Consider the following 24,433-nt stretch of genomic DNA (forward strand, 5'->3'; position numbering starts at 1 on the left):
AAATGTCTTCCTGTCTTATAGGTACAGAGATGCCAGGCGCAGGATCTCGCTCTGGTCAGTTTCTTTGGTGTTGACGATCCCCGCGACCCGGCCATTGCTCATGACCAGGATGCGATCCGTGATCCCCAGCAATTCCGGCATCTCTGAGGAGATGATGATGATGCCCTTGTCCTTCTTGGCCAGCTCCAGAATGAGCTGATAGATCTCGAACTTGGCGCCCACGTCGATGCCGCGGGTGGGTTCGTCCAGCATCAGGATCTCCGGCTGGGTCAGCAACCAGCGGCCTATGATGACCTTCTGCTGGTTGCCACCTGACAGGGAGCCTATCTGTGTCTGTTGGGTCGGGGTCTTGACCCGCATGGAGTCGATGACCCACTGGGTATCGCTCTTCATCTTGTTGTTGCTGAGCAGCCCCATGGAGCTCTTGTAGCTGTCCATGTTGGCGATCAGGGAGTTGAAGGCGATGTCGAGACGGGAGTAGATACCGGTGGAGCGACGCTCCTCGGTCACCAGCGCGAAGCCGTTCTGGATCGCCTCGTGAGCATTGTGATTGGCCACCACCTTGCCGTGCAGCTTGATGACGCCCTCGTTGTGATCGCGGATGCCGAACAGGGTCTCGACGATGTCGGTACGCTTGGCCCCCACCAGTCCGGCGATGCCGAGGATCTCCCCCTTGTGCAGGTCGAAGGTCACATCCTTGATGGAAGGCTGGTTCTTGGCCGTCAGATGCTCGACCTCGAGGATGACTTCTTTCGGCTGGTTGGTTTTCTCCGGGAAGCGCTGGGTCAACTCACGACCGACCATCATGCCGATGATCTGATCCATGGTCATGCCCTTGAGCGGCTGGGTGGCCACCCACTGCCCATCCCGCAATATGGTGATCTCGTCGCACAGCTGGAAGATCTCTTCCATCTTGTGGGAGATGTAGACGATGCCGCAGCCCTTTTCCTTGAGCTTGTTGATGATCTTGAAGAGGTGATTGACCTCTTTCTCGGTCAGTGAGGAGGTGGGCTCGTCCATGATGACGATCTTGGCGTCATAGGAGAATGCCTTGGCGATCTCGATCATCTGCATCTGGGAGACGGAGAGGGTCGCGACCTTGACTCTGGGATCGATGTCGATGTCCAGTTCGTCGAAAATTTGTTTGGTGTCGTGGTACATCTTGCCGTGGTCGACGAACAGACCCTTGGTGGGGTAGCGGCCGAGCCACATGTTGTCCATCACGGTGCGTTGCAATACCAGGTTCAACTCCTGGTGCACCATGGAAACGCCGTTTTCCAGGGCTTCTTTGGAGGAGGTGAAGTTGATCTCCTCGCCCTTGAAGAAGATCTTGCCCTGATCCTTTTCATAGATGCCGAACAAGCATTTGAGCAGCGTGGACTTCCCTGCGCCATTCTCGCCCATCAACGCATGCACAGAATGAGGACGGACCCGTAAATTGACATTATCGAGTGCCTTGACGCCGGGAAAGCTCTTACTGACGTCAATCATCTCCAACAGCCATTCTGATTGTTGCCGTGTTGTCATATCAGCCATCACATCTGGTTGAAATAGAGGGCAAGGGGGTCTCCCTTGCCCAGGAGGAGGGAATTATTCGAATTGAGACAGGTTGTCTTTATCTACACCCACGTAGGCAACGCGGACGACCTTGTTATCGATCTTCCAGTTGGTGCCTTCACCGGCCGGCTTGCCTTCAGCCAGGTTCTTGGTCAGCTCGAAGGTAGCCTTGGCCTGGTTGGCCGCATCGTTCAGCACTGTACCCGCCATGGCACCGCTCTTGACCATGGCCAGGGCTTCCGGCAGGGCATCGACGCCGAACACCGGGATGGCGGTCTTGCCTTGAGCCTTGAGGGATTCAACAGCGCCCATTGCCATGCCGTCGTTGTTGGCGATGACCACTTCGATCTTGTTGGCGTTCGGGCCAGAGATCCAGGCGTCCATCTTGTCCTTCGCCATGGCGGTATCCCACATACCGGTATCCATGTGCAGCTGCTGGGTCTTCAGGCCGCCATCGTTCAGAGTCTTGATGACGTAGGTGGTGCGGGCTTCCGCATCCGGGTGGCCAGGCTCACCCTTCAGCAGCACGAACTGGATGACGCCATCCTTGTTCAGATCCCACTCAGGGTGTGCCTTCCAGTGCTTGGCAATCAGCTGACCCTGGATGATGCCTGACTCCTTGGAGTCGGTACCCACGTAGTAGGCCTTGTCATAGCTAGCCAGATCCGCTGCGCTCGGTTCCTTGTTGTAGAACACCACGGGGATCTCGTCGGCACGGGCCTTCTCGATCACGACAGGGGCCGCCGCCGGGTCAACCAGGTTGATCGCCAGCGCTTTCACGCCCTTGGCCAGCAACACGTCGACCTGATCGTTCTGCTTGGACTGGTCATTCTGGGAGTCATTCATCAGCAGCTCGACCCCGGGGTTGGCCACCGCTTCCTTCTCGATGGCCTTGCGCACGACGGCCATGAAGTTGTCGTCATATTTGTAGACGGTGACGCCGATACGGGTGTCGGCTTGTGCTTGGGCTCCCGCCATCAGTCCCATCAGCAGGGTGGCGACTGTCGTGAGTTTTTTCATTGTTATGCTCCGATCTCTGATATCTGTTTTTGTAGGGAATGCTGTACACCGTTTGAACTGGCGCCAGCCTAATGTAATCAGTTTGTTGTTCGATGATCTGTGATCCTGACGACAAAATGAAAACGTTTACACTCTGTTACATAGAGACAAAATCGTTATAAATTAATTACTTGAGCCATTTTGGCGTCTAACGGGTCTTTTTGCGGTTCAGGGCCGAGTCAGATTCAGCGTAGAACACAGTTCCAATGGTAGCTCCCCGGCCGCAACCAATATTCGGATCGCACGCTCTGGCTCCAGGAATCATCGCCCCCCACGCCCATGTGGAAGCCATCGAGGCAGAGATGCAACCCTCCCTCTGCCCGCAGATCGGTCTGGTGGCGCGCCTGGGCGAGCTGTTGCTGGCTGTAGCGGCTGACGCTGAAGTGGAACTGGCCCTCGACCGCAATCTCGCCAAGCTGCAGCTGGCGGGTGTCGCAACGCAGCCCGTTGTCGGTCGGAAACACGTAGCCGGTGTGCAGGGCATCGAGCGGCAACTGCCAGCGATCGATGTCGGCGGCGAGCAGCCTGTCCGGGTAGTTCTCGTGGGGACCGCGTCCCAGCCAGCTCACATCGCTTGTTTCCTCCACCAGCCAGAGCTTGGCGCCGATGCGGGGCAAGGAGGGCATGTCGGGAGCCACCTCCACCCGGATATCGAGTCTCATGGCCCCATGGATATCGAAGCCGTGCTGCCAGCGCGTCAGCAGCTTGAGTTCCTCGCCGACGAAGTAGCCATGGCGGACCAGGATCACGCCTTGGTCAGGGCTCACTTCCAGCCCGAGGCAACGGTGGCTCAGATCGTTCAATCCAGCCTCCTGCCAGCGGGCGATCCAGGCGTTGGGATCGGCGTGATCCGCCTCGCTGGTGCCGATGTCATTGTCGAGCGGCGCCCGATAGAAGTGATCGGCGATGACCTCTCTCAACTGCTCCCGGCCCTGCTTGTGCCAGCTGCTGATGCGACCGCTGGTTTTGTCCAGTCGCCATTCACTGCCTGAGGCGGTGATTAGCCAATGATCTGACTGCTCACTCAAGGTGGCGCAGTCAGAGACCGCAGGTAATGCCAAAGGTGTTGGCAGAATAAACTGCTGGCGTGCCACCTCGTGCCCCGCCTCGACCCAGGCCGTGGCCTCCGGTTGCACCACGGCGAGATCCAGCCAGGCCTGTGAGCCGGCGGTGAAGCTTGGCAGCCCCTCGAGCAGAGTCAGCGTCACGCTACCCTGGGGGGCCAGCGTGAGCGGGCACTCACCCTCCTGCAGGACCACACCGTCCTCGCAGAGCCGCCAGCGCAGCGACTCGTTGTCGGTGGCGCGGAACAGATACTCGCTGCGGATCTCAACCACCAACGGCCTTTGGCTGCTAAGCGCCAGCACGAAGGGCTGCTGGGCGCGCTTGGCCTCGAACAGAGAGGGGTGAGGCGTCCTGTCCGGGAACAGCAGGCCGTTGCAGCAAAACTGGCGATCGTTGGGGGTGTCGCCGAAGTCGCCGCCGTAGGCCCAATAGTGGCGCCCGTCATCGGTGTGTTTGTCGAGCCCCTGATCGACCCAATCCCAGACGAAGCCGCCCTGCAGTCGGGGATGATCGCGAAATGCCTGCCAGTAGTGGGCATAGCCCCCCAGGCTGTTGCCCATGGCGTGGGCGTATTCGCACAGGATCAGTGGCCGGGTCTCGTCCGGCAGGCCTATCCACTTGGCCAGCGCCCACTTGGGCACCGCCGGGAAGGGTTGATCCTGATGGGTGCGGGCATACATGGGGCAGATGATGTCGGTGGCCGGGGTATCGGCACCGCCGCCCTCATACTGGACCGGGCGGCTCGGATCGGCCCGTTTGACCCACTGATACATGGCGTCGTGGGCCGCGCCATAGCCGGATTCGTTGCCCAGCGACCAGATGATGATGCTGGGATGGTTGAAGTCCCGTGCCACCATGCGGGTGACCCGCTCCAGGAAGGCGCAGCTCCAGGCGGGATCCCGCGCCAGCCGCCCCATGGGGCTCATGCCGTGGGTCTCCAGGTTCGCCTCGTCCACCACATAGAGGCCGAGCCGGTCGCACAGTCGATAGAAATCGGGGTGATTGGGGTAGTGGGAGCAGCGCACCGCGTTGAAGTTGTTGCGCTTCATCAGCAACAGATCCTGCTCCATGGCGGCGGGGGTCACCACGTGACCGAGGGCGGGGTCATGTTCGTGGCGATTGGCGCCACGGATCAGCAGGGGCTGGCCGTTGACCCGTAGCAGACCGCCACAGATCTCCACCGCCCGAAAGCCCACATCATAGGCCTCGCTCTCGATGGGCCTGCCCTGCTCGTCCAGCAGGGTCAGGGTCAACCGATAGAGATAGGGGGTCTCGGCGCTCCACTTGTGCGGGGCAGGCACCTCCAGCCACAGCTCGCCCCTGTCCCCGTAGGCGCCCTTCTCGTCGATGGGGTCAGTACCCAGGGGCTGACGCAGGCGGGCGACCGGCTGCTCACCGAAATAGAGGTTCGCCTCCACCGCCAGCCCGGCACCGTCGTTGACCTGCAGCTCCACCTTGAGGCGGGCATCCCGATAGCAGGCGTCCAGCACCGGCGTCAGCCGGATGTCCTGCAGCTGGCGCGCCGGCTTATGGAGCAGGCTGACGGAGCGGAAGATGCCGCTCATGCGCCACATGTCCTGATCTTCGAGGTAGGAGCCATCGGACCAGCGCAGCACCAGCGCCGCCAGCCGGTTGGTGCCGGCGTGCAGGTAGGGGGTCAGATCGAACTCGGCGGGCAGCCGGCTGTCCTGGGAGTAGCCGACCCAGCGACTGTTGCAGAACAGATAGAAGGCGCTGTCCACCCCGTCGAAGATGATGCGGGTCTGGCCGTTGGCCAGCCAGTCGGCGGGCAGCTCGAGCTCGCGGGAGTAGCAGCCGGTGGGATTGAGTGCCGGCACCCTGGGTGGATCACAGGGGAAGGGGTACTTGATGTTGGTGTAGATGGGGCGATCGAAGCCTTGCAACTGCCAGTTGCCAGGCACCCGTATGCTGGTCGCCCCGGGGAGATCCTGCTCGAGCCAGGCATCGGGCACCTGCTCGGGCGCCTCGAAGAAGGAGAACTGCCAGTCACCGTCGAGCAACATCCGTGACGACGAGGGGAGCCCCGCCCGCGCGGCGGCTTCACTGCGCCAACTGGACAGAGGGGTATGAGCGGCCAACCGGTTGACGGACGTAATCGCCTGGGTCTGCCAGTCCTGACGGGCCAAGATCTCCCTGAGCATCCTCTTCTCTCCCTGCATGAATATTGAAAACCCATGCAGTGTAGGAGAGTTTCACACCAGAAACGGCGATCCTGCTCACACAGGTGTAAACGATTACACCATAATTGTTAAGTAAAACGGGGTAAAAATTATTAAAGATGAGTAAAAATGAGCAGCCGTCGCCATCAACCGGCTGATGAGGACGATGGAGGGAGGGATCGAGGGCTGATCGCACGGCAGAGTAACGACTGAGGGGATGACCCGGCGGGTAGCTGACACCTCAACCCCGTCATTGCAGCGGCAAAGTAGCCGCAACCAGGGTTGGACTGACGTAGCAGAGTGACGACTGAGGGGGTGACCTGGTGGCTAGCTGACACTTCAACCCCGTCATTGCAGCGGCAAAGTAGCCGCAACAAGGGTTGGACTGGCGTGGCAGAGTGACGACTGAGGGGGAGACCCGGCGGGTAGCTGACACCTCAACCCCGTCATTGCAGCGGCAAAGTGTCCGCAACAGGGGTGGACTGACGTGGCAGAGTGGCACAACAAGGGGTCGACTGGCTCGGGAGCCTTGGCGGTTATACGCCACTGCGGCCCCATCGTTATCGAGGTGGCAAAATAGAAACCGGGATCAGGGTCTGACTGGTGCCACCGAGTGGCGATTGATCAGGGTCGGCGTGTAGACGCGGCTCTGCACCGCCTCACTCTCCCCCGCGGCGAGCTGCAGCGCCAGCTTGGCGGCCTGGGCGGCCATCAGCTCTATGGGATAGCGCATGGTGGAGAGCTTGGGTCTCAGGTATCTGGCGTAGATGATGTCATCGAAGCCGACCACCGAGACCTCTTCCGGCACCTTGAGGCCGTTGTCCGCCAGCACCGAGATGGCACCGGCCGCCATGGCGTCGTTGTAGGCCACCACGGCCGTGATGGGCAGCCCCTTGGCCAGCAGGTTGAGCATGGCGCGCTCTCCCCCCTCTTCATTGGGCATGCCGCTCTCGACCAGTTCGGGATCCGCGCTCAGGCCCGCCTCGAACAGGGCGTCCTGATAGCCCTGGTGACGCAACAGGGCATCCTCGATGGCGTGATCCGAGCTGACGAAGGCGATGTGGCGATGACCCAGCTCCAGCAGATGGCGGGTGGCGGTGGCCGCCCCCTGCCGGTTGTTGAGGGAGATGCAGCGCCCCTTCAGAGCCGGAATATCGCGGTTGATCAGCACCATGCCCGGGGCCCGCAGGGCGTAATCGATCAACTCCTCATCGCTCAGCGCCTTGCTGTGCACCACCAGTGCCTCGCAGCGTTTACCGATCAGCAGGTCGATGGCTTCCCGCTCTTGCTGCGCCCGGTGAAAACCATTACCCATCAACAGATGCAGCCCTTGCTCCACCGCCACCGCGGACACCCCCTTGACCAGAGCGCCGAAGAAGGGATCCGCCACATCGCCGACCACCACCCCCATGGTGTCGCAGGTCTGGCTGACCAGCGCCCTGGCGTTCGCATTGGGGGTATAGCCCAGCTCGGCCATGGCTTTCTGCACGACCTCGCGGGAGGCGGCGCTGGCCTTGGGTGAGTTGTTCATCACCCGTGAAACCGTTGCCACCGATACATTGGCCAAACGGGCGACATCCTTGATGGTGCTCATGCTGTTTTCACTTCTTTCACGGTTCGAGACGGAGCCATTATACCGGGCAATGCCAGTGATGACAGGGGAAATGCCGCTGCTGTCTAATCTTCATCCAACCAAGAATAGTGTAATCGTTTACACGATTATGTTACGCTGCTCACAGTTTAAGGTGGAACGCCTCGGCTAGACTCCTGTTCAGGCTTTCCTTTGTGTGGGGAACGAGTGTGGAGAAGAGGATGAAAGTACTGGTCACCGGCGGTTGCGGCTATATCGGCAGCCATACCTGCCTTGCCCTGCAGGCGGCGGGCATGGAACCCGTGGTAGTGGACAATCTGTGCAACAGCAAGCGCGGCGTGCTGGCCAGGATCGCGGCCATCAGCGGGCAAGAACCCCTGTTCTATCAGGGAGATATTCGTGATGAGGCCCTGCTGGATCGGATCTTCGCCGAGCAGGAGATCACCGCTGTCATCCACTTCGCCGCCCTCAAGGCGGTCGGCGAATCGACCCGCATTCCGCTCGACTACTACCAGAACAACCTCGGTGGCAGCCTCACCCTGCTGCAGGCGATGAAACGCGCCGGCGTCCACAACCTGGTGTTCAGCTCGTCGGCCACCGTCTATGGGGATCCGGCCAGCACGCCCATCCGCGAGGATTTCCCCCGCAGTGCCACCAACCCTTACGGCCAGTCCAAGCTGATCATCGAGCAGATCCTCGAGGATCTGCAGGCCGCCGAGCCCCACTGGAGCATGACGCTGCTGCGCTACTTCAACCCGGTCGGCGCCCATGAATCCGGCACCCTGGGGGAGGATCCGCAAGGCATTCCGAACAATCTCATGCCATTTTTAACCCAGGTGGCCATAGGTCGCCGCGACTGCCTCTCCGTCTTTGGAAACGATTACAACACCCCGGATGGCACAGGAGTGCGCGACTACATCCACGTGATGGATCTCGCCGAGGGCCACGTCAAGGCGCTGCAGCATTGCACCCACAAGGGTGGCGTGCACGCCTATAACCTGGGTACCGGCCAGGGTCAGAGCGTGTTGCAGATGGTGGCGGCCTTCGAGGCGGCCAGCGGTCGCCCCCTGCCCTATCGCATCGAACCCCGGCGCCCCGGCGACATCGCCGAATGCTGGGCCGACCCGACCAAGGCGGAGCGCGAGCTGGGCTGGCATGCCAGCCGGGATCTCGCGGCCATGTGCGCCGACAGCTGGCGCTGGCAGTCCACCAATCCACAGGGCTACGAAGCCTGATGCGCTGTGACCTGCTGACACTGGCAGTCCGCGATCAAGCCAGCAGAGTCATGAGGCGTGATGTCCGTTTTGCCCCCTTCTCCCCTCATGGGAGAAGGGCCGGGGATGAGGGGCGCAAATCCCCTCACCCTGCTACCCGCAACCCTTTTCATTCAGTTTTGAGGAGTGACGATGTTCAACCCGGTTGATCACCCCCACCGCCGTTTCAACCCGCTGACCGGCCAGTATGTGCTGGTCTCCCCCCACAGGGCCAAGCGCCCCTGGCAGGGACAGATCGAGAAGATAAGTCAGGCACCGAGCCAGTCCCACGATCCGGACTGCTTCCTCTGCGCGGGCAATCATAGGGTCACCGGCGATATCAACCCCGACTATCAGGACACCTTCGTCTTCACCAACGACTTCGCCGCCCTGATGCAGGACACCCCGGCCGCCGGCGACGAGCAGGATCCCCTGCTCAAACTGGAGGCTGCCCGTGGCACCAGCCGGGTCATCTGCTTCTCGCCGGATCACGGCAAGACCCTGCCCGAGCTGCCCCTGCCCGCCATAGAGGCGGTGATCCGCACCTGGATGAGCCAGGTTGCCGAGCTGTCCCAGCAGTGGGAATGGGTGCAAGTCTTTGAAAACAAGGGCGCCGTCATGGGCTGCTCCAACCCGCATCCCCACGGTCAGCTGTGGGGCAGCGACTTCCTGCCCAACGAGATCGCCCGTGAAGAAACCAATCAGCGCGACTGGCTGGCCGAACACGGCCGTCCGCTGCTGCTCGACTATGTGGAGCGGGAGCTGAAGGATCGCTCTCGCATCGTGGTGGAGACGACACACTGGCTGGCGGTGGTACCGTTCTGGGCCGCCTGGCCGTTCGAGACCCTGCTGCTGCCCAAGACCCATGTGCCCTCCCTGTTGAGCCTCACCTCCGATCTGCAACAGGATCTGGCGGTGGCGCTCAAGGAACTCACCAGCCGTTACGACAACCTGTTCGAATGCAGCTTCCCCTACTCCATGGGCTGGCACTTCGCGCCGCCGAACTCGGATTGTCCCGAGGCCTGGCAACTGCACGCCCACTTCTACCCGCCCCTGCTGCGCTCAGCCACAGTGCGCAAGTTCATGGTGGGCTTCGAGATGCTGGCGGAAACCCAGCGGGATCTGACCCCGGAGCAGGCCGCCGAAAGGCTGCGCGCCCTCTCCCCCATTCACTACAACCAGACCAATCAAGCCAATGAGGTAACCCCATGACCCCCAGCCAACGCGTCAGCGCCGTTTTTGCCGAGCAGTTTAAGCAGCAACCCGAGCTGCTGGTGCGCGCCCCCGGCCGCGTCAACCTCATCGGCGAGCACACCGACTACAACGACGGCTTCGTGCTGCCCTGCGCCATCGACTACGAGACCTGCGTCGCCATCGGCCTGCGCAGCGACAATCTGGTGCAGGTTGTGGCCGCCGACTACGACAACCAGCAGGACCTGTTCAGCCTCGATCAGCCCATCAGCCATCACCCGGACCAGCGCTGGAGCGATTACATCCGCGGCGTGGTGAAGCACCTGCAGGAGCGCGGTTACTCGCTGCGCGGCCTCAACCTGGTGGTCTCCGGCAACGTGCCCCAGGGCACAGGGCTCTCCTCCTCCGCCTCGCTGGAGGTGGCCATAGGCCAGGCCTTCAAGGAGGCGCTGGGGCTCGATATCAGCCAGGCCGAGATCGCGTTGAACGGTCAGCAGGCGGAGAACCAGTTCGTCGGCTGCAACTGCGGCATCATGGATCAGATGATCTCCGCCAGCGGCAAGACGGACCACGCCCTGCTGCTGGACTGCCGCTCCCTGGAGACCCGCCTCATCCCCATGCCGAGCGATCTGGCGGTGCTGATCATCAACTCCAACGTGCGCCGCGGTCTGGTGGACAGCGAATACAACACCCGCCGCCAGCAGTGCGAACACGCCGCCCGCCACTACGGGGTCAAGGCGCTGCGGGATCTGGATCTGGCCGCGCTGGAAGCCGGCAAGGCCGGTCTGGATGAGACAAGTTATCGCCGCGCCCGCCACGTGGTCGGTGAGAATGCCCGCACCCTGGCCGCTGCCGATGCCCTGGCCAGCGGCGATCTGGTGCGCCTCGGCGAGCTGATGGCCGAGTCTCACGCCGCCATGCGCGATGACTTCGAGATCACAGTGCCCCCTATCGACGGTCTGGTGGAGATCATCAAGGCCAGGATCGGCACCCAGGGCGGCGTGCGGATGACAGGCGGCGGCTTCGGCGGCTGCGTGGTCGCCCTGCTGCGCCCGGAACAGGTGGACGAGGTGATCGCCCTGGTCGAGGCCGAGTACCCAGCCAAGTTTGGTCTCACCGCCGACTGCTATGTGTGCAGCGCCAAAGCCGGGGCTGGCAGACTATGACCAACCAGGCCATGAAGTCGTTCGAGCTGGAAAACGAAGAGGGGCTGCGCCTGCGCGGCCTCGATTTCGGCGCCACCCTCAGCTCTCTGACCCTGCCGGTCGGGGGGGAGCGACGCGAGGTGTTGCTCGGCTGCGCCGATGACGCCTATCCAACCCAGCAGGTGTGGCTTGGCGCCATCGCCGGACGTTTCGCGAACCGGATCGGTGGCGCCACGCTGCTGCGCGATGGCCAGCACTGGTCGCTGGATGCCAATCAAGCGCCCCACTGCCTGCACGGCGGGCGGGAGGGATTTCATCGCCGTCAGTGGCAGATCAAGGAGCTGGAGCCGGATCGGGTCAGGCTGGCCCTGCTGTCACCGGCGGGGGATCAGGGTTTTCCCGGCAACCTGAGGGTGACGCTGGAGTATCGGCTGGAGCAGTGCGATCTGGTGGTGGAGTTCAAGGCCACCACGGATGCACCGACGCCGGTCAGCCTCACCAGCCACGCCTACTTCAATCTGGATGCCAGCCATCAGGAGGGTGACGTGCGCAGCCACCGCATCCGGCTCAACGCCGATCGCTTCCTGCCCACCGATGAGCGCGGCCTGCCGCTCGCCGTTGAACCGGTGGAGGGCCCCTTCGATCTGCGTGCCGAGCGCCTCATCGGTCAAGAATGGCTGAGCCACCCCCAGCAACAACAGGCCAAGGGTTACGATCACGCCTTTCTGCTGAACGGCCCCGAGCAGGAGTGCGCGGCGCGGGTGCTGTCGGGGGATGGGCAACTGGCGATGGAGGTCTACACCAACCAGCCTTCGATCCAGTTCTACACCGGCAACTGGCTGGCCAACACCCCGGATCGGGCGGGCGGTTGCCATCAGGACCACGCCGGCTTCTGTCTGGAGGCGCAACAGCTGCCGGACAGCCCGAACCGGCCCGAGCTGGGGGACCCCTGGCTGCTGCCGGGCCAGCTGTATCACCACCAGACCCGCTACCGCTTTATCCCCGCAGGCTAAGAACCTGTCACGATCTGTGGCGAGAGGTCGTCAGCAAGGTAAAGAGCAGCGCAGGAACCGGAGTGTATAGGGATACATGAGGATTCCGAGCAGCACACGAGCCTTGATCACGGCCTCGCAGTAAGATCGTGAACAGTTTCTAAGGCCTGGACAGGCCCCTTCTTCCACTTGCTTGAGCAACAGAGTGGAAGCAGGGGCCGAACCTGCTACTTATCGAGCCAACTCAGGAGTCTTGATGAACATGGATGAAAGCTATCTCGCCGCTACCGACCGCTACCAGCGCCAGCCTTATCGTCAGGCCGGTCGTCACGGCCTGCGCCTGCCCAGCATAGGGCTGGGGCTATGGCACAACTTCGGTGAGGGCAGCGATCCCGCCAGGGTGAAGGCCATGGTGCACCAGGCCTTCGATCTCGGCATCACCCACTTCGATCTCGCCAACAACTACGGCCCGCCGCCGGGCTCCGCCGAGACCACCTTCGGCGCCGTGCTCAAGGGCAGCCTGGCGCCCTACAGAGACGAGCTCATCATCGCCAGCAAGGCGGGCTACGTGATGTGGGACGGTCCCTATGGCGACGGTGGCAGTGCCAAGTACCTGTTCGCCAGCCTGCACCAGAGCCTACGCCGCCTCGGCCTCGACTATGTGGATATCTTCTATCACCACAGACCGGACGCCCGCACCCCACTGGAGGAGACCTGTCAGGCACTGGCCTTGATGGTGCGCCAGGGCAAGGCGCTCTACATCGGCCTCTCCAACTACCCGGCCGAACTGGCCGCCCAGGCGGCGACCCGGCTGGCCGAGCTCGGCACCCCCTGCCTGGTCAATCAGCTCAAATATTCCCTGTTCCAGCGGGAGATAGAGGCGCAAACCCTGCCGGTCTGCCGCGAGCAGGGGGTGGGCGTGGTCGCCTTCTCGCCGCTGGCGGGGGGCCTGCTGAGCGATCGCTATCTGGCCGGGATCCCCGCCGACTCTCGCGCCGCCAGCAACAGCCCCTTCCTCCAGCCCGATCAGATCACCCCGCAGAAGCTGGCCACCATCCGGGCCCTGCACGGATTGGCCCAGGAGCGCGGACAGGCGCTGTCCCAGCTCGCGCTGCAATGGGTGTTGCGTGACCCCGTGGTGAGTTGCGCCCTGATCGGTGCCAGCAGCCCGCAGCAGATAGTGAGCGCGGTCGATGCCCTGAGTCTGCCGCCGCTGGACGGGGAGACGCAGCACAGGATAGAGGCGGCGCTGGCCTGACGAAACCGGCCGCCAGCCGGAGCGAGATCCCGACGAGGCGCCTCAAACGACGGGCGGCAGCAAAAGATGCTGGCTACAGCACCCCAAGCAGCCAGCATGAGCGGCACCATCCACCCGCGCGATGGGTCACGCTGAAAAAAATGGCGGTGAATGCCGAAAATCCTGCCATCACTCCCTCCAGGGCGCCGCAATATTCTCTGGTTGCCCGCCCGCTTTTCCTCCATCATTGGCTACCCCGACTCCGCTCGGGGCTGCTTTTATCCGGACCCATCAACCAAGAGATCTGAATCATGACAGAGTCCTACGCCCTCTTTGTCGCCTTCGTGCTGGGCATAGTGGAAGGCCTGACCGAGTTTCTGCCCGTTTCCTCCACCGGCCACATGATCATCGTCGGCCATTTGCTCGGTTTCGAAGGCCCCAAGGCCGCCACCTTCGAGGTGGTCATTCAGATGGGCTCCATCCTGGCGGTGGTGGCCGTGTTCTGGCGCCGGCTGTTCGGCCTGATCGGCATCCATTTCGGCCAGAAGCCGGCCCCCGGCCACGCCACCCTGTCCCTGGTGCACATCATCCTCGGCATGCTGCCCGCCGTGATCATCGGCCTCGCCATCCACAGCTGGATCAAGGCCAACCTGTTCGGGCCCGAGACCGTCATGTATGCCCTGGTGGCCGGCGGTATCTTGCTGATCATCGCCGAGAAGTGCCGCCCGGCCGTGCGCTCCGAGACCCTGGATGACATCAGCTACAAACAGGCGTTCGGCATAGGCCTGTTCCAGTGCCTCGCGCTCTGGCCCGGCTTCTCCCGCTCCGGTGCCACCATCAGTGGCGGCATGCTGATGGGCATCAGCCGTCAGGCGGCGGCCGAGTTCTCCTTCATCCTGGCGGTGCCTATGATGGTGGCGGCCAGCGGGCTGGATCTCTACAAGAGCCGCGACTTCCTCTCCATGGCCGACTTCCCCATGTTTGCGGTGGGCTTCATCACCGCCTTCGTGGTGGCCATGATCGCCATCAAGACCTTCCTGGCGCTGATCCGTCGCCTCGACTTCATCCCGTTCGCCATCTACCGCTTCGCGGTGGCCTTCGCCGTCTATCTGGTGTTTGTGGCCTGATCCCGCGCGGTGACATGAATGAAAAAAGGGACCTTTCGGTCCCTTTTTTATTGCGTCAGCGTCCTCAGTAGAGGCGATGACTGATGCCATTGAGCAGCCGCGACAGCCCCCTGATGAACTGCACAGGCGCATCCTGCACCGTGTAGCAGAGACAACCGTCCGGGGTATGCGGGCTGTGGGCGTGGTTGGCATCACACCAGATGAAATCGCCGGCCTGATAGCGGGTCTCGCCATCCTGCATGCTGCCCGCCAGCAACAGGGTCAGCTCATAACCGCGATGGGTGTGCTCCGGGATGCGCCCGCCGGCTTCGATGTGCAGCAGGCTGGCACGGGCCCCCTGCTCGGTCAGCGGCAGACTGTGCTGGCGAATGGCGCCAAAACGACGCCAGTTGACCCTGTGGTAGCGGGCCAGGGCCCTGGGCAGCCGATAGCCTCGATCGCCCACCTGCAACTCGGGGGCCGGCGAGACGGGGGCCACCTGGTGGAGCACGGGTTGTTGCAAGATGTTCGCCAGCAGGGCGTCCAGCGCAATCGCCTCGGCCTCTGCAGCCACCGGCTCGGGAAGATGATGGGCCGCCAGCTCCGCTTCGAAGCTACGCAGCCTGGCGCCGCACTCGGGGCAGAGTTCACAGTGGGCGGAGACGCCGACCGTCAGCGGCAGTGGCAGTTCGCCGGCGGCAAAGGCATGCAACATGGCGTGGGTGGGGTGGGCTTTAATCATGATCTTGCTCCACTTGCTCTTTGAGTTTCTGTAAGGCGAGGCGCAGACGGGACTTGATGGTGCCGAGCGGTACGCCGAGCCGCGCGGCCAGCTCCTGCTGGGAGAACTCCTGCAGATAGATGCCGCGCACCACCTGCTGCTGGGATTCCGGCAAGATGGCGAGGTAATGGGCCATCTGGCTCGTCAGCACGGCGCCTTCCCCCTCGCTCAGGTGATCCTCCTGCGCCCTGAACTCCAGCACGGGCCACAGCTCCTCGGCACAGAGATCCTCCTTGCTGGCCCGGCGGCGGCGCAGCATGTCGAAGCACTGGTTGCGCATGACGGTGTAGATCCAGGTGGTCGGTGCCCCCTTGTCGGGGTGATAGAGCCGCGCCTTCTGCCACACTAGCAGCATGGTCTCCTGCACCAGCTCCAGGGCGTTGGCCTCGTTGCCGAGATGGCGCAGGCCATAGCCGCGGATGCGGGGGGCGAAGTGGTGAAACAGGGCGCAGAAGGCCGCCCGGTCGGCCTGTTCGGCCACCCGCAGCAGTTGCGATTTCAGATCCCCATCGGGACTGTCCATGGGCGCGGAGGTCCTGTGCCGGATAAGTGATGGTTGGCTAGTATATGTCATCGCACCCTACCTTGATGGGAACTGTCCTCTCCAGTACGAAGGCCCGCCAAAAAGGATCTGCGGCGGCGATCAAATTCAGTGGCTCGCCACCAGCAGGCCGCTCAGCAGGGAGAGCGCGGGCTGATTGTCCCTCGCCGCCAGCAACCACTGCTTCTGCTCCACCGGGATGGGCAGCACCTCTAACCAGCGCTGCGCCACCCAGCTGGCGTCCTCCCAGTCCGGCTGGGCGTAGAGGGCCGCGTATTCGGGGTAATCGTTGAACACATCCTGCAGGGCCTTGGCGAGGGCATGTTGATCGGCACTGAGCCGACCGGTTTGCCAGGGCGGCAGCAGCTCCACCTCCCCCACCCGCAGGCCATCGGACTCCTGCCACAGATCGCAGATCCTGACTCTGTCCAGCCCCAGCACTGTGATGCCGAGCAGGCCGTCCGGCAGCAGATCGAAATCGATGATCCGCCCCCGGGTGGCGATGGGGTACATGTTGCGCATCGCCTCCGGCTGGCGGGGATCCAGCATGCAGAGCGCAAACGCCCTCTCCTGCGCCTCGGCGACCATGCGCTGATAGCGAGGCTCGAAGATGCGCAGGGGCATGATGCCGCCGGGCAGCAGGTGAGCGGAGAGTGGAAATAACGCCAGTTTCATCGAAATAGTCCTCATGCCGACTTCTCCTGATGATACGACGACCCCGGAGGGCGAGATCATTCCGATCGGGCCGGAATAAATAACCCCTTAACAATCAGGGGAAAATAGCCTGGACAAGCCGCTTCGATATGCAGTAAAAATGGATAACCACCACTTATTCGGCTCATTATTCTGGAATGTGGTGGCAAACGCAGTGAAATATCCGCCGCACCAAGACGGTCGGGCCATTCCTATAGTTTTCTCGGCCCGATGCGGGTAAAATTCACGCCCTTATCTAGTCAGTCATTTTTCGACGCGCAACCTCGGTGGTCAGTTATGAAAGAGCATATTCATCATCTACTTGAACAAACGGTAGCCAATCTGAAGTCTGCAGGCGTGTTGCCAGCCGACCTGGAAGCCCGGGTGCAAGTAGACCGATGCAAGGAGAAGGCTCACGGTGACCTGGCCACCAACCTGGCCATGCTGCTGGCCAAACCGGCCCGCAAGAATCCCCGCGAGCTGGCTGCCGCCATCATCGAGCACCTGCCCGCCTCGGATCTGATCGCCAAGGTCGAGATCGCCGGCCCCGGCTTCATCAACTTCTTCTTCGACCAGCGCTGGCTGGCCGGCCAGGTCGAGGCCATGGTGCAGAGCGCCAACGCCAACGTGAAGCTGCCAACCCCGCAAACCGTGGTGGTGGATTACTCTGCCCCCAACGTCGCCAAAGAGATGGCGGTGCACCACATCCGCTCCACCGTCCTCGGTGACGTGGCGGCCCGCGCCCTGGAATTCCTCGGCCACAAGGTGATACGTGCCAACCACATCGGTGACTGGGGTACCCAGTTCGGCATGCTGATCGCCTATCTGGAGAAGATGGCCAACGAGCACGCCTCCGACATGGAGCTGCGCGACCTGGAAGCCTTCTACACCCAGGCCAAGCGTTACTACGACGAAGACGAAGCCTTCGCCGAGCGCGCCCGTAACTACGTGGTCAAGCTGCAGGGTGGCGATGAGTACTGCCGCACCATGTGGAAGAAACTGGTCGACATGACCATGGAGCAGAACCAGCGCAACTACGATCGCCTGAATGTCTCCCTGACCAGCAAGGACATCATGGGCGAGTCCATGTACAACGACATGCTGCCGGAGATAGTCGCCGATCTGAAGGCCCGCGGCCTGGCTGTCGAGAGCGACGGCGCCACCGTCGTCTACCTGGACGAATACAAGAACAAGGATGGGGAGCCCATGGGCGTCATCATCCAGAAGAGCGATGGCGGTTTCCTCTACACCACCACCGACATCGCCTGCGCCAAATACCGCTACGAAACCCTGGGCGCCGACCGGGTCATGTACTTCATCGACTCCCGTCAGCACCAGCACCTGATGCAGGCCTGGACCATCACCCGCAAGGCGGGCTATGTGCCGGAATCCGTGCCCCTCGAGCACCACGCCTTCGGCATGATGCTGGGCAAGGACGGCCGTCCCTACAAGACCCGCTCCGGCGGCACCGTCAAGCTGGTCGAGCTGCTGAACGAGGCAGAAGATCGCGCCGCCGCCCTGCTGGAGAGCCGCAACAGTGATCTGTCCGCCGAGGAGAAGGCCAAGGTGGTGCAAGCCATCGCCATGGGCGCGGTCAAGTATGCGGATCTGTCCAAGAACCGCACCACCGACTACATCTTCGACTGGGATCTGATGCTGTCGTTTGAAGGCAACACCGCCCCTTACCTGCAGTACGCCTACACCCGTATCCAGTCCATCTTCCGCAAGGCCGGCGTCGATGCCGACACCCTGGGCGGTAACCTGGTGCTGAACGAAGAGGCGGAAGAGGTGCTGGCCCAGAAGCTGATCCAGTTCTCCGACGCGGTCAACAGCGTGGCGGACAAGGGCATGCCGCACCTGCTCTGTACCTATCTGTACGAGCTGTCCGGCAACTTCATGACCTTCTACGAAGCCTGCCCGATCAACAAGGATGGCGTCGATGAGACCAGCCGCCAGAGCCGTCTGCTGCTGTGTGCCGCCACCGCCAAGGTCCTGAAACTGGGCTTGGGCGTACTGGGCATCCACACCCTGGAGCGCATGTAATAGATGGCGACCCGGGATTACGTCGGCAACAGCCCGAGACGACGGGCCGGTGGTCGTAACACCAAGAAAGCGGCACCTCGCCGCTTTCCTGTTATCCCGGCACTGCTGGCCGGGGCCCTGGTCGTCGGCTTTGGCGCCTTCCTCTATCTGATCAACGGCAAGGGGGCGGATGCCCCCACCATCGAAGAACAGGTCAAGGCCAACAAGCCGAAGGCACAGAACGATGGCCTGCCCCAGGAGAAGTGGAGCTACATAGAACGGCTGGAAAACAAGCAGGTGGACATCATAGAGCCGCCGCCCCAACCGGGCGTGTTGCCACCGCCACCGGCCGACACCCTGACCCTGCAGCCGGAGAAGCTGCCGCAGCCGATACCGACCGACATCCCTCAGCCGGGCACCCCCATCGGCCAGGTGAAACCCTTCCAGCCGCAACCGGTACAACCGACCAAGCCCGCCACCGGCGCCCCCGTGGCCAGCGCCCAGGAGCAGGTGATCGACCGCAAGGCCGAACTCGCGCGGATGGAGAAGGAGATGCGGGCCGAGCAGGAGAAAGCCAAGGCAGCCGCGGCACAAACGGCGGCCGCCGACAGTGGCCGCTACATGATGCAATGCGCCGCCCTGCGCTCACAGGATTCTGCCGAGTCGCTCAAGGCGCGCATCGCCTTCACCGCCGGCCTCTCCTCCAGCCTGCAGGTGGTCAATGGCGCCAACGGCGCCGTCTACAAGGTGATGGTCGGTCCCTTCAGCGGCAAGGCCGCCGCCGATGGTGCCAATCGCAAGCTGCAAGGCGCCGGAATCAGCGGCTGTATCCCCAAGAAGGGCTGATCCCCTTTCCCGAAAGCCAGAAGGCAGGGCCAGCGCCCTGCCTTCTTTTTATCCGCCCTTTACCTGCCAGCCAAACCATCCCATCTTAAACTGCTGTGTCGACAGGGTTGAAAAACGCCGACCCGCCCCCATCTTTCTTGTCATGCACAGTCAGGCCGTTTTTCGGCGCTAGCGAGGTAAATGAAGTGACTACCATAGTTTCTGTTCGCCGCAACGGCCAAGTCGTGATCGGTGGTGATGGCCAGGTCTCCCTCGGCAACACCGTCATGAAGGGCAACGCCCGCAAGGTTCATCGTCTCTATAACGGCAAGGTGCTGGCGGGCTTCGCCGGCGGTACTGCCGATGCCTTCACCCTGCTCGAGCGTTTCGAGGCCAAGTTGCAGGCCCACCAGGGCAACCTGGAACGCGCTGCCGTGGCACTGGCGAAAGACTGGCGCACCGATCGCGCCCTGCGCCGCCTCGAGGCCCTGCTGGCGGTCGCCGATGAGCACAAGTCCTTCATCATCACCGGCAACGGTGACGTGGTGCAGCCGGAGCACGATCTCATCGCCATCGGCTCGGGGGGCAACTTCGCCCAGTCCGCCGCCACCGCCCTGCTGGAGAACACGGATCTCGACGCCAAGAGCATCGTCGAGAAGTCCCTCAAGATCGCGGGCGACATCTGCGTCTTCACCAACCAGCACCACACCGTCGAAGTGTTGGATTACGAGCCCAAGTAAGGCCCCATTTTTCAAGGGGTGGGCCCTGCCCGCCCCGGATACAGGAACGCCATCATGTCCGAGATGACCCCGAGAGAAATCGTCCACGAGCTGGACCGCCACATCATCGGTCAGGCCGATGCCAAACGCGCGGTGGCCGTGGCCCTGCGCAACCGCTGGCGCCGCATGCAGCTCAGCGAAGAGATGCGCCACGAGGTGACCCCGAAAAACATCCTGATGATAGGCCCGACCGGCGTCGGCAAGACCGAGATCGCCCGTCGTCTGGCCAAGCTGGCCAACGCCCCCTTCATCAAGGTCGAAGCCACCAAGTTCACCGAGGTCGGCTATGTCGGCAAGGAAGTGGACAGCATCATCCGTGACCTGACCGATGTCGCCATCAAGCTGGTGCGCGAAACCGAGATGGAGAAGATGAAATACCGCGCCGAAGAGGCCGCCGAGGAGCGCATTCTCGACGCCCTGCTGCCGAACCCGCGCAACAGCTGGGGTGAGGAAGAGAAGGCCGACAACTCCAACACCCGCCAGATCTTCCGCAAGAAGCTGCGGGAGGGTCAGCTGGATGATAAAGAAATCGAGCTGGAGCTCTCCGCCAGCCCCATGGGCGTCGACATCATGACCCCACCTGGCATGGAAGAGATGGCGAACCAGCTGCAGGGCCTGTTCCAGAACCTGGGTCAGCAGCAGAAGAAGAAGCGCAAGGTCAAGGTCAAGGAGGCCATGAAGGCGCTGATCGAAGAGGAAGCCGCTCGCCTGGTCAACCCGGAAGAGCTGAAGCAAAAAGCCATCCACGCGGTGGAGAACAACGGCATCGTCTTCCTCGACGAGATCGACAAGATCTGCAAGCGCGGTGAGTCTTCCGGCCCCGACGTCTCCCGCGAGGGGGTACAGCGTGATCTGCTGCCATTGGTGGAAGGTTGCACAGTTAACACCAAGCACGGCATGGTGAAGACGGATCATATCCTGTTTGTCGCCTCCGGCGCCTTCCAGGTCGCGCGTCCGTCCGATCTCATCCCCGAGCTGCAGGGCCGCCTGCCGATCCGGGTCGAGCTGACCGCCCTCACCACGGAAGACTTCGAGCGCATCCTGACCGAGCCGAACGCCTCCCTGACCGATCAGTATCAGGCGCTGATGGCCACCGAAGGGGTCACCATAGAGTTCACCAAGGACGGCATCCGCCGTCTGGCCGAGGCCGCCTGGCAGGTCAACGAGCGCACCGAAAACATCGGCGCCCGCCGCCTGCACACAGTGATGGAGCGACTGATGGAAGACATCTCCTACGATGCCTCCGAAAAGTCAGGCGCGACCTTCACCATAGATGCCGACTACGTCAACGCCCACCTCGGCAAGCTGATCGAGGACGAAGACCTGAGCCGCTTTATCCTGTAAGCCGGCCAGATGCAAAAACGCCTCCCTTGTGGAGGCGTTTTTTATGGTGGATCCGAACCGGCTAGCGGGGGCGAGCGCCGGGCAGGATGGAGCGCCTCGGCAGATAGGGGCTGTCCACCAGCATGGTGTCCTGGTGCGTCTCGCCCTGGATGAGGTGCAGGGCGCTCAACCGGCCAATCTCGTAGTGGGGCAGTTGCACCGTGGAGAGGGCGGGGACGAACAGCTCCCCGGTGCCGACCATGTTGTCGTAACCCAGCACCGCCACGTCCTCGGGGATCCTCAGCCCCCGCGCCAGCAGCACCTGATAGGCCACGAAGGCGACCCGATCGTTGCCGCACACCACCGCATCGAAGGTCGGCCCCTGACCGTCCAGGTGGCTCATCAGGATGTCGGCGGCATCGATGTGATGCGACTCCCCGACGGGCAGGTAGTGGTGCAGCAAGGCATCAGGATCGACACCGGCCTCCCGGCAGGCCCGCTCCAGGCCCGCACGGCGGCGGGCGGTGGAGGGGAGCTCCTGCGGCAAGTGGATGCAGAGCAGTTTGCGATGCCCCGCCGCCAGCAGCGCCTTCACGCCGAGGTACTGCCCCTCCTCGTCGTTGGGGATGTAGCTCGGCAGCCGGTGAGTCAGGCTCTCGCAGTTGGCCAGCACGCAGGGGATGCTGAGCAGCTTCTCGGGAACGGGCACCTGGCGCAGCCCCATGGTGGTGTAGATGATGCCGTCCGGCCGGTGGGCCAGCAGCAGATCGACGATCTTGCCCGGCTGATCATTGCTGAACATGTTCACCACGAAGCTGTTCCAGCCGTGCGCCCTGGCCGTCTCCTCAATGGACAGGGTCATCTCCACCGAGAAGGGGGTGGTCATGGTATCCAGCGCCAGCACCCCTATGGTGTTGACCGTCGACCTGGCCCCCCGGATCTTCCTGGCCGAGGCGTCGGAGACATAACCCAGGGCCTCCACGGCGGCCATGACGGTCTGATAGGTCTCAGGCCTGAGGCGCTGCGGCTCGTTGATCGCCCTGGAAACCGTCATCAGCGATACGTTCGCCAGCTTGGCGACATCTTTTAAAGAAGCCATTCCCTCTCTCTTTCTCCTGGTTGCCGAGCGACTCGCTCACCATATCACCACACCGCTCTGTCATGAGCCGACCATCCTCTCCGATCTGGACGGCCCTCTCGGGCGACGACCGCCGAAGGCTAGCCAGAACCACCACATGGCGCCAGCGGATCCGCGCAGAGGCCAATCTAACCCCGAATCCGCCCCCGAAAACAGGCCGGATTGCCATCAAAACGCGATCTTGCCGACACATCCGCAATGTTAACGTTATCTTTCGTGATTAACATCATGTATCGCCGATCTTTAGCGGGCATAACGCTAATGTTAACGTTATCTTTTCTGAAAATTGGCACCAGCAGTATGAGAAACGACCGCATCTCCTCAGCCGCCGGTTGCCTGACCCGAAGAGTGAAGGATCTCGCGCCTCATCGCGCATGGAGACCTGGTTGACAAGGATCGGGGACGAATTCAGCCCGTTCTTATGCCCATAAGAACCCATTGCCCAACTTTGATTGATGAGAGAGACCCTATGACACCCGCACTGTCCCAGGCGAACGGCGCCATCCTGGCGAAGAAAGATGACATCAACCCGCGCTGGTACCCCAGCTATCACCTGGCGCCCCAGGCGGGCTGGATGAACGACCCCAACGGCCTCTCCTGGTTCGACGGTTACTATCACGCCTTCTACCAGCACTATCCTCACGCCCCTGTCTGGGGGCCCATGCACTGGGGGCATGCCCGCAGCCGCGACATGGTGAACTGGGAGCACCTGCCCATAGTGCTGGCGCCGGAAGGGGCGGAAGACAAGGATGGCTGCTACTCCGGCTCGGCGGTGGTGGATGGCGACCAGCTTGCGCTGATCTACACCGGCCACAAGTTCCACGGCCAGCCCTGCGACGACAATCTGTTCCAGGTGCAGTGCCTCGCCACCAGCCGTGACGGCGTGAGCTTCCAGCGTGAGGGCATGGTGCTCGACACCCCGCTAGGGGTGCACCACTTCCGCGACCCCAAGGTGTGGCGCGAGGGGGAGCAGTGGTTCATGGTGGTAGGCGCCCGGGTCGACGACATCGGCGAGGTACAGCTCTATCGTTCCGATGATCTGCGCCAGTGGGAATACGCCGGCGTGATCGGCCGGGCCGACGCCGACATGGGCTACATGTGGGAGTGTCCGGACTTCTTCCCCCTCGGCGACCAGCGCGTGCTGATGTTCTCCCCCCAGGGCATGGCCGCCAAAGGATACGCGAATCGCAACCTGTTCCAGAGCGGCTACATGACGGGCCAGTGGCAGATCGGCGGCGAGTTCAACGTTGAGCAGCCCTTCCAGGAGATGGATCACGGCCACGACTTCTACGCCCCCCAATCCTTCGAGACCCCGGATGGCCGCCGCATCGTCATCGGCTGGCTGGCGATGTGGGAATCCCCCATGCCGGAGCAGGCCGATGGCTGGGCCGGCATGCTCTCCCTGCCCCGCGAACTCTCCCTGTCGGCGCAGGGCAAGCTGCGCATGAACCCAGTCAAGGAGCTGGAGAGCCTGCGTGGGGAGCCGCGTCCCTGGTCGGTGAGCGAGCTTAAAGATCAGGCGGTGACGGTGGAGACCCACGCCGAGGCGATGGAAGTCTGCCTCGAGTGGGATCTGAGTCAGAGCCGCGCCGAGACGTTCGGCCTGCGCCTCGGCAAGGGAGCATCCATCCATGTCGACAGCCAGTCCCAGCGCCTCGTGCTCGAGCGCGACTACCCGGAATTTGGCCTTTGCGGCTATCGCAGCGTGCCGCTGCCGGCGGGGGATATCCTCAGCCTGCGGATCTTCATCGACCGCTCCTCCATCGAGGTCTTCGTCAATGCCGGCGAATACAGCCTGAGCAGCCGGATCTACCCGGCGATGGATGACCGCCAGTTGACCCTGTTCAGCCAGCACGGTCAGGCCCTGGTGCATCAGGCGCAAGCCTGGGTGCTTGCCGACTAATTTACCGACTCCGCCATGGCGATGAGCCATCGATTGCCATGGCAACGCAATT

Annotated in this window: 19 protein-coding genes; 11 read left to right on the forward strand and 8 right to left on the reverse strand. The window is 62.6% G+C overall.

The features are described 5' to 3' along the window. Window positions 1–15: 15 nt before the first annotated feature. The 4 genes from mglA to BN1124_RS19075 all read right to left on the reverse strand — a co-directional run bounded on the left by mglA (window position 16) and on the right by BN1124_RS19075 (window position 7,455). The gene (gene mglA / locus BN1124_RS19060; protein WP_042644529.1) at window positions 16–1,536 is read right to left on the reverse strand and encodes a galactose/methyl galactoside ABC transporter ATP-binding protein MglA; all 1,521 of its coding nucleotides are present in this window, start codon (window positions 1,534–1,536) and stop codon (window positions 16–18) included. 54 nt (window positions 1,537–1,590) lie between these two features. Then, window positions 1,591–2,577, reverse strand: a complete 987-nt coding sequence (gene mglB, locus BN1124_RS19065) for a galactose/glucose ABC transporter substrate-binding protein MglB (RefSeq protein WP_033128974.1) — start codon at window positions 2,575–2,577, stop codon at window positions 1,591–1,593. Between the two features lie 224 nt (window positions 2,578–2,801). Continuing rightward, window positions 2,802–5,843: a beta-galactosidase gene (locus BN1124_RS19070; protein ID WP_042644531.1), complete on the reverse strand. Its 3,042-nt coding sequence runs from the start codon at window positions 5,841–5,843 to the stop codon at window positions 2,802–2,804. A 607-nt stretch (window positions 5,844–6,450) separates the two neighbouring features. After that, window positions 6,451–7,455, reverse strand: coding sequence for a substrate-binding domain-containing protein (locus BN1124_RS19075; protein ID WP_042644533.1), 1,005 nt, complete (start codon window positions 7,453–7,455; stop codon window positions 6,451–6,453). A gap of 218 nt (window positions 7,456–7,673) precedes the next feature. Between BN1124_RS19075 and galE the strand changes: the two genes are divergently transcribed. The 6 genes from galE to bacA all read left to right on the forward strand — a co-directional run bounded on the left by galE (window position 7,674) and on the right by bacA (window position 14,397). After that, window positions 7,674–8,687 (forward strand): UDP-glucose 4-epimerase GalE, encoded by a 1,014-nt coding sequence (gene galE, locus BN1124_RS19080; RefSeq protein WP_042644535.1) that lies wholly within the window; start codon window positions 7,674–7,676, stop codon window positions 8,685–8,687. 171 nt (window positions 8,688–8,858) lie between these two features. Continuing rightward, window positions 8,859–9,917 carry a UDP-glucose--hexose-1-phosphate uridylyltransferase gene (locus tag BN1124_RS19085; RefSeq protein WP_042644537.1) on the forward strand — a complete coding sequence of 353 codons (1,059 nt, stop codon included), beginning with the start codon at window positions 8,859–8,861 and terminating at the stop codon, window positions 9,915–9,917. Further along, entirely contained in the window at window positions 9,914–11,062 is a 1,149-nt protein-coding gene (galK, locus tag BN1124_RS19090) for a galactokinase (protein WP_042644539.1), read from the forward strand. Before BN1124_RS19085 ends, galK begins: the two co-directional genes overlap by 4 nt. A gap of 11 nt (window positions 11,063–11,073) precedes the next feature. Beyond that, the gene (gene galM / locus BN1124_RS19095) at window positions 11,074–12,054 is read left to right on the forward strand and encodes a galactose-1-epimerase (protein ID WP_042644699.1); all 981 of its coding nucleotides are present in this window, start codon (window positions 11,074–11,076) and stop codon (window positions 12,052–12,054) included. A 241-nt stretch (window positions 12,055–12,295) separates the two neighbouring features. Then, on the forward strand, window positions 12,296–13,291 hold the full coding sequence (locus tag BN1124_RS19100; RefSeq protein WP_042644701.1) for an aldo/keto reductase: 996 nt from the start codon (window positions 12,296–12,298) through the stop codon (window positions 13,289–13,291). Window positions 13,292–13,581: 290 nt separating this feature from the next. Beyond that, window positions 13,582–14,397 (forward strand): undecaprenyl-diphosphate phosphatase, encoded by an 816-nt coding sequence (bacA, locus tag BN1124_RS19105; protein WP_042644541.1) that lies wholly within the window; start codon window positions 13,582–13,584, stop codon window positions 14,395–14,397. A 64-nt stretch (window positions 14,398–14,461) separates the two neighbouring features. On the opposite strand, the gene BN1124_RS19110 is transcribed toward bacA, so the two are convergent. The 3 genes from BN1124_RS19110 to BN1124_RS19120 form a co-directional block, all read right to left on the reverse strand. Then, the gene (locus tag BN1124_RS19110) at window positions 14,462–15,118 is read right to left on the reverse strand and encodes a ChrR family anti-sigma-E factor (protein WP_042644543.1); all 657 of its coding nucleotides are present in this window, start codon (window positions 15,116–15,118) and stop codon (window positions 14,462–14,464) included. Further along, the gene (locus BN1124_RS19115) at window positions 15,111–15,680 is read right to left on the reverse strand and encodes a sigma-70 family RNA polymerase sigma factor (RefSeq protein ID WP_042644545.1); all 570 of its coding nucleotides are present in this window, start codon (window positions 15,678–15,680) and stop codon (window positions 15,111–15,113) included. The genes BN1124_RS19110 and BN1124_RS19115 overlap by 8 nt, the downstream gene beginning before the upstream one ends. A gap of 126 nt (window positions 15,681–15,806) precedes the next feature. Beyond that, entirely contained in the window at window positions 15,807–16,373 is a 567-nt protein-coding gene (locus tag BN1124_RS19120) for an LON peptidase substrate-binding domain-containing protein (protein ID WP_042644547.1), read from the reverse strand. A 315-nt stretch (window positions 16,374–16,688) separates the two neighbouring features. Between BN1124_RS19120 and argS the strand changes: the two genes are divergently transcribed. The 4 genes from argS (at window position 16,689) to hslU (ending at window position 21,361) form a co-directional block, all read left to right on the forward strand. Beyond that, window positions 16,689–18,434 carry an arginine--tRNA ligase gene (gene argS, locus BN1124_RS19125; protein WP_042644549.1) on the forward strand — a complete coding sequence of 582 codons (1,746 nt, stop codon included), beginning with the start codon at window positions 16,689–16,691 and terminating at the stop codon, window positions 18,432–18,434. Between the two features lie 3 nt (window positions 18,435–18,437). Further along, a complete protein-coding gene (locus BN1124_RS19130) occupies window positions 18,438–19,259 on the forward strand; it encodes an SPOR domain-containing protein (protein WP_042644550.1) in 822 nt (273 codons plus the stop codon). A gap of 185 nt (window positions 19,260–19,444) precedes the next feature. Continuing rightward, window positions 19,445–19,978, forward strand: coding sequence for an ATP-dependent protease subunit HslV (gene hslV / locus BN1124_RS19135; protein WP_042644552.1), 534 nt, complete (start codon window positions 19,445–19,447; stop codon window positions 19,976–19,978). A gap of 54 nt (window positions 19,979–20,032) precedes the next feature. Then, a complete protein-coding gene (gene hslU / locus BN1124_RS19140) occupies window positions 20,033–21,361 on the forward strand; it encodes an HslU--HslV peptidase ATPase subunit (RefSeq protein WP_042644554.1) in 1,329 nt (442 codons plus the stop codon). A gap of 61 nt (window positions 21,362–21,422) precedes the next feature. Here the strand turns inward: hslU and BN1124_RS19145 are convergent, their stop codons facing one another. Further along, on the reverse strand, window positions 21,423–22,439 hold the full coding sequence (locus tag BN1124_RS19145; RefSeq protein WP_042644556.1) for a LacI family DNA-binding transcriptional regulator: 1,017 nt from the start codon (window positions 22,437–22,439) through the stop codon (window positions 21,423–21,425). A gap of 508 nt (window positions 22,440–22,947) precedes the next feature. Between BN1124_RS19145 and BN1124_RS19150 the strand changes: the two genes are divergently transcribed. Continuing rightward, window positions 22,948–24,381 carry a glycoside hydrolase family 32 protein gene (locus BN1124_RS19150; protein WP_042644558.1) on the forward strand — a complete coding sequence of 478 codons (1,434 nt, stop codon included), beginning with the start codon at window positions 22,948–22,950 and terminating at the stop codon, window positions 24,379–24,381. Window positions 24,382–24,433: the final 52 nt, after the last annotated feature.

It is taken from the genome of Aeromonas eucrenophila (genome assembly GCF_000819865.1).
Classification (GTDB): Bacteria; Pseudomonadota; Gammaproteobacteria; order Enterobacterales; family Aeromonadaceae; genus Aeromonas; species Aeromonas eucrenophila.